Origin of the sequence: Flavobacterium sp. (genome assembly GCF_040402955.1) — a bacterium.
Lineage (GTDB): Bacteria > Bacteroidota > Bacteroidia > Flavobacteriales > Flavobacteriaceae > Flavobacterium.
The window spans coordinates 1-5153 of the sequence record NZ_JBBALQ010000039.1 but is presented as its reverse complement, the minus strand read 5'-3'; the positions used below and the strand labels follow the sequence as shown (position 1 = coordinate 5153).

The 5153-nt window shown below is 29.4% G+C and carries 4 protein-coding genes; all 4 read right to left on the bottom strand.

Annotated features, from left to right (window positions below; genetic code table 11):
- Positions 1-122: 122 nt before the first annotated feature.
- On the bottom strand, positions 123-590 hold the full coding sequence (locus tag ABWP78_RS09720) for a thioredoxin family protein (RefSeq protein ID WP_353171036.1): 468 nt from the start codon (positions 588-590) through the stop codon (positions 123-125).
- 154 nt (positions 591-744) lie between these two features.
- Positions 745-1956 carry a tetratricopeptide repeat protein gene (locus ABWP78_RS09715; protein WP_353171033.1) on the bottom strand — a complete coding sequence of 404 codons (1212 nt, stop codon included), beginning with the start codon at positions 1954-1956 and terminating at the stop codon, positions 745-747.
- A 17-nt stretch (positions 1957-1973) separates the two neighbouring features.
- Entirely contained in the window at positions 1974-2588 is a 615-nt protein-coding gene (locus tag ABWP78_RS09710) for a tetratricopeptide repeat protein (protein WP_353171031.1), read from the bottom strand.
- Positions 2589-2615: 27 nt separating this feature from the next.
- Positions 2616-4823 (bottom strand): urea transporter, encoded by a 2208-nt coding sequence (locus ABWP78_RS09705; RefSeq protein ID WP_353171028.1) that lies wholly within the window; start codon positions 4821-4823, stop codon positions 2616-2618.
- Positions 4824-5153: the final 330 nt, after the last annotated feature.

Sequence of the window (5153 nt, the reverse complement as noted above, 5' to 3'; positions counted from 1 at the left end):
TTCTTTGTTTAAAGTTTTGCAAAGTTACAAAGTTTCAAACCAAGAAGTAAGTTTGGATTATAAAGTTTTGTTATAGTTTGATAGAATGGTTTTGAGTTTATAAAACATACTGTAAAAGAAATCTATTTTTTTGCCTTTGTTAGAATTGCAGTTAACTCTTTACCACTTAAAAAAGATTGCTGTTGAAAAACAATTGAATAATCGGTTTGCAAAACAGTAACCGTTGGATAAACTACTTGCGAATTGATGGTTGCCAATGCTGTGGCGAGTTCGTGAATGCCTGTGTTATTTCCGTTTGGGATAAATTGAAACTTATGATTATTGAATTGAATGTCATTTTTAGTTTCAGCATCCAACGGAATGAAGTAAAAATCAGAATTTAAAACGTTGATGATTTCAGGATTTTTGAAAGTTGAGTTCTCCATCATCGTGCAGTACTTGCACCAAGAGGTATGAATGAAAACTACCAATGGCTTGGGGTTTTCTTTTGATAATTTTTCGGCCTCTTCAAACGTATGGGTTTTCAATTGAGCAAAGCCTGATGGGATTATCCAAAAGAACAACAATAATATGTAAAGCGATTTCTTCATTTAATACAGATTATAACGCATTCCAAAAAAACCTCTAATCTTTTGATTTTTGCCATACAAAGTTCCGTTATAATCAATCAATAAATCAATAGGTTTAATTTTATTCAAAAATGTCCAATTTCCTGTAATTTTTTCGTTCAATAAGGCTCTCGTTTTAAAAAAGAGAATTAATTTTTATTCCAGCCATCAAAACATTGTATTGATAATTAGAATCTTGTAGATAAACTTTTTTGGTTTCTATTTGATATAATGTAAATACAGAAAATGTTTTATTGATTCTAAAATTAGCTAAAACACTAAAACGATTTGTAGTTAAATCGGTTGAATTGTTAATTAAATAACCATTTTCTTCGATGATATTGTTATTCAGATTCTTGAAATAACTCAATTTAAAAGCAGCAAATTTTAATGGCTCAAAATAAACGAACGTAGAAAAAGAATTGTTTAATGTAGCATATTTATCACTTGTATGAAGATAGTCTGTAAAACCCAAAACAAGTTTATTGTTCCCCAAAACTGAATAAGTTACATTTGCAAAATGATTGTACTGTGTAATACTTGCAATGGCTGAATAGGTTGAACCAATCGAAAAATCAAATTTCTTAACGCTTTTATTCACTAAAAAAGAGCCTACAAAATAGTTATTTGTTTTTGTATCAGAATTTATACCTGTAAATTTAAGTTGTAAAACCTGAAATGCAGGAGCGAATGACCAATTGTTTTTTAGTGGAAGTGCAGCTAAAGCATAATATTGATTCTGATTAATTTCCCCTATCCAAGTATCTTGACTGAAAGTATTAAGAGCGTGAGATAATGAAAATTTATTTTTGATATAATGTTTCAATCCAAATTCAAAAAAATTGGCTTGTTCAAAATAAACTGCGTTATTACTATCAGTAAAAGAATTATTTGCCATTTTTGAACCTCCGCTAACTGTAATAAAATCTATTAAAGGAGTATTGTTCAAACCTAATTTATCTTTTAATTCTGCTGAAAATGTAGCGCTCAATTTTCGAGCCTCTTCCTCTTTTCCAATAAATGTGTAGCTGTAATACAAATATTCATTTGCTAAATCGTCGGTTGCATTAAAATCAATCGCTTTTTTAAAATGCCCTAAAGCAAGGCAATAATTTTTCTGCTCATAATAGGCTATTCCCAACCTCATTCGCAAATAGAAATAATCATTGCCGTTTTTAAGGGCTTCATCTCCAAGTGAAATTAACGAATTCCAATTTTTGTTAGTATAGAACTCAAGGGTTTTTGTTTCTATTTCTGCTGCATCTATTTCATTTTGAGAATATGATTTTAGAAAAAATAAACTAAAAATAAACAAATACAACACGGGTTTAAAATTGCTTCCAATCATCTTATTCAATAGATTTTTTATTTAATCAATCCTAATCCTTCTAATGCTGAGGCATCGTTTGGAGCATATAACAAAACCTTATTAAACAATATGGAAGCATTACTTTTATTTCCTAAAAAGTAATTTGTCCAAGCGCTCATTAGTAAATAGTTATATCCAAATGGAGTTTGATTTAATGATACATCAAAGAATTTTTTTGCTCCTATATAATTTTTCCGGTAGTAATAAATTAATCCTAAATTGTAATTTGCAGTAGCATTTTTAGGATCTAATTTCAAAATTGATAAATAAGTTTTCTCAATTTCTGTCCAATTATCTAATTTTGTATAAACAGTAATTATTGCCCATTTTGGTTCTGTAGCAGCTGGCATATTGATAGCTGCTTTTTGGTAGTAAGAAATAGATTCTTTGTTTTTTCCAGCCAAATAGTTCAGCCAGCCCAATCTTAAATTCATTTCATAAGAATTTGTGTCATAAACATTATTGAAAGTTGCAATTGCAGTTTCATATTTTTTCGCAATTTCAGATTCATACGAACTATTAAAAGCAGCAGCTACTTCTTTGTTTTGCGCTTGTAGCGACATACAAAATAAGAAAGCTAACAGTGATAAAACATTTTTTAAATTTTTCATTTTTTTAAATTTAGAGGTTTATTATTTTTATTGTAAAGAATATTGGTAAGATGTTGATTTATTTTTGTGATGAATCGTAAAACGTTGAATTTTGTGGTCTTTTAATTCCAGTTCATAATTGATTTTTTTGAAAGTATAATTGATTATTTTGGCTTCGATTTCGCTATTGATTAGTATTTTTTGCGGTGCATATTGATTGTCTGCATAAGAAAAAGTAGAGGTATAATTGGCGGTAGTGAACAAGTAAAATGGCGCGAAAAAATCTTGAAAAAAAGCAATTAATTTGTTGTTGAAATGAATCAATGGCACTTTATCCTGAATAGTTATTGTTTCGTAATAACCAAGTAATTGTCTATAACTAGCCAAATAAAATTGAAATAACACCGAAGATTTTTTGCCTTCAAAGTCTGTAAAATAAAACATAGTTCCGTCATTTACAAAATACGCGTATGAATTTGTTTTTTCGCAATAAATATAGGTTCTATTGATGGCATCGGTAAATATTTCCCAGTAAATTTTCTCAGAACTATTTTCTTTTTGCATCACTATTTTTTGACCAGGCATAAGCGCAAAACCAATAACCAATAGTTCATTTATCTGCACATTGCTTATAAAAGCGCCTTCTTTTGGAACGTCAGACAGGATTAATTTTTTCTCATTTCCTTGTCTTTCAATAAAGTAAGAAATAGGGTATTCAAGTGTTTTTGCGCCAACAATTGGGATAGTTTGCAATTGAAAATGAATATGTGGTTCCGGAGACCGACCAGAATTACCACATCTTGCTAGATAAGTTCCCTTGGTAACATATTGACCAATAAAAACCCCAAAAGAATCCTTTTTGATATGACTAATTTGCGAAAATAATCCATTAAGATGATTTAAAAGAATGGTGTTCCCCCAATTAAGTTTCGTGTCCATATCGCCTATATCATTGTCTTCAACAGTATTTACAATATCATAAACATAACCTTCAAATGGCGCAAGGATTTCTTTATTGTAACAATAAAAACTATCTTTTGTAAAACCTTCTCTTGCAGATTTAGGAATCATATAAGTATTTGAATTCGAATCTTCTATAACAAAATCTAATGCTTTGCTCCAATCTCCTAAATGTGTTATTTTGCCATCATAGCCTTGACTTACATTCCATTCGCCAACGAAAGGTAAAGAAATTTTATACAAATGCTCGTTTTTGAATCGTTGTAGGGAATTTAAGTATTTGTAAATTGTTTTTTCTGCAGAAAAATATTGAATAGTTACCAAATGTAAATATTTTGAAAACAACCTTTGATTGAGTGCAAACAAAAACAAAATTGTTATCAAACTAAAAGAAAAAGAATAAGAATGAATTTGAAAAATGGACAGAATCTTAGTCAAAGCAAGTGTTGTAAGCAATAAAACGGGTGTAAGTACAACAACTGCAATATAACTATTGATATTTGGAATTACAAAAAAACAACCAATCGCAATGGCTAGAAAAATAAAATTAGCTCCCAATAAATTGTGATTCAAATCGTTGACATCGGCACCAAAAACAGAATAATAAAGATAGGCGCAAGTAAAACCCAAAATGCTCAATGAAAATGCAATTCTAGAAAATTGCAACAATCCAAGTGCGATTATCACGCCGGCGAGAATACTTGTTTGAAAAAAAGTTCCTGCCAAAGTCTTGAAATAAGTAATTGCCAGCGGAAACAGCGAAAGATGGTCTAACGAATTGATAAAAACATAAAATGACGAAGTTTGGTTTCGAGCGGCTTCGTTTACTACATAAATATGACTTTCGTCCAATTGAATATTGGTGAAATTTGCTGCAGAAAGCGATACAATCCAATACGTTATAATAAACGGCATAGATAAAAACGGCAAATAGCTAGCAGATAAAAAACCTTTTAGCGAAACGGTAATCAGTAATAAAATTATAATCGAAGAGATGAACAATATTATAAACGCAAAATTGAAACTGAATTCATATCCTATTGCCATTCCTAAAAAAAGTGCATTAAACCCGAACAATCCTATTTTTATTTCTTCTTTATTAAAACCAATAAAATAGGCTGCTACATTTATTAATACCACCGAAGCAAGACCACATAAACCAACAAATGGTGTAAAAAAGCAAACGATAAGAATGCAAATTGCAAACAGATTATCGTTAGAAAAAAAAATCAAACTATAGCTGTTTAATACACATTGAAGCCAATAGTTTGTTTTTAATTTTGAAATTAACGTCATAAATTATAATAATTTTGATATTATTGATGGGTTTCGTCTGTAAAAATAGCATATTAATTCACACTTTTAATAAAGAGATAAAATTTTTACTATTTTTCATTATAAACACAGGGCATTCGCTTTTAGAAAAAAGTTGACCACAAATTACGCAAATTAGCACAAATTCTTAAGATAATAGAATTTGTGACCCGAGCTAAGAGAATTCAGTTAAATTTAAAAATGAAATTTGTGTAATTTGCGTAATTTGTGGTTGAAAATTTTAAATGCAAATTCCGTGATATAATTATCGTAAAAATCAAATCACCGTTTTGTTTTTTGTTTTAAAATCTA

What these genes read in the sequence shown, in the direction of transcription:
- ABWP78_RS09710 (WP_353171031.1), bottom strand. Translation starts at nt 2,588, where the DNA reads ATGAAAAATTTAAAAAATGTTTTATCACTGTTAGCTTTCTTATTTTGT.
- ABWP78_RS09705 (WP_353171028.1), bottom strand. Translation starts at nt 4,823, where the DNA reads ATGACGTTAATTTCAAAATTAAAAACAAACTATTGGCTTCAATGTGTA.
- ABWP78_RS09715 (WP_353171033.1), bottom strand. Translation starts at nt 1,956, where the DNA reads ATGATTGGAAGCAATTTTAAACCCGTGTTGTATTTGTTTATTTTTAGT.
- ABWP78_RS09720 (WP_353171036.1), bottom strand. Translation starts at nt 590, where the DNA reads ATGAAGAAATCGCTTTACATATTATTGTTGTTCTTTTGGATAATCCCA.